Annotated in this window: 1 protein-coding gene; it reads left to right on the top strand. The window is 75.1% G+C overall.

Features of this window, described 5'->3' with window-relative positions; genetic code table 11:
• Positions 1 to 299: 299 nt before the first annotated feature.
• Positions 300 to 849: FAD-dependent oxidoreductase (locus tag SACPADRAFT_RS0201780; protein ID WP_007027799.1), on the top strand; the 550-nt coding region annotated here is incomplete at its 3' end.

The following is an 849-nucleotide window of genomic DNA, read 5'->3' as shown; positions in this document are numbered from 1 at the left end:
ACCGCCAGCAGCACGTCCCCCACCGCGACCGTGGCCGCGGCGGGGTCGTGCACCGCGACGCTGTGCACCGCGCGGTCGCGGTCGGGCACGGCCGACACCGGGCGCACCCCGTATCCGCCGAGCACGTTGACCAGCCGGTCGACCGTCACCATCGCCGTCGATTCTGCCCCGGTTGGAGGCTGCGACCAAACAGGCCGATCCCATTTGTCGTCGCCGGACAAGCGGTCGGGCCGCCGTTCCGGCGACCCTCGGGGTCACAAGGCACGGCCCACGGGACGGACGACGGAAGGGATGCGGTCATGGCGGAAGGCAGCCGGGTGGACGGTGCGCCACGGTCGGCGGTGGTGGTCGGGGCCGGCATCGTCGGCCTGTCGACCGCGTGGTTCCTGCAGGAACACGGGGTGCGGGTGACCGTGGTGGATCACCGGGGCGTGGCGGGGGGCGCCTCGTGGGGCAACGCGGGTTATCTCTCCCCCGGTCTGGCGATCCCGCTGAACGAACCGGGTGTCCTGCGGTACGGCCTGCGTTCCCTCGCCGACCGCACGGCGCCGCTGTCCGTGCCCGCCACCCCGGACCCCGGGCTCTGGGCGTTCCTCGCCCGGTTCGCCGCGCACTGCACCTGGGGCGGGTGGGAGCGCGCCGCGCGCGCGAACCTGCCGCTGAACACCGGGTCGCTGGCGGCGTTCGACGTCCTCACCGCGGGTGGTGTCGACTCGCCCACGATCGAGGCGCCGATCACCGCGCTGTTCTCCGCGCCCCGGGAGGCCACGGGCCTGCTCGGGGAACTGCGCCGCATGCGCGCGGCGGGGCAGGACGTCCCGCACACGGCCGTGCCGGGGGCGGCCGTGC

It is taken from the genome of Saccharomonospora iraqiensis subsp. paurometabolica YIM 90007 (assembly GCF_000231035.2).
Taxonomy (GTDB): domain Bacteria; phylum Actinomycetota; class Actinomycetes; order Mycobacteriales; family Pseudonocardiaceae; genus Saccharomonospora; species Saccharomonospora paurometabolica.
This window is presented reverse-complemented; position numbering and strand designations above follow the sequence as displayed.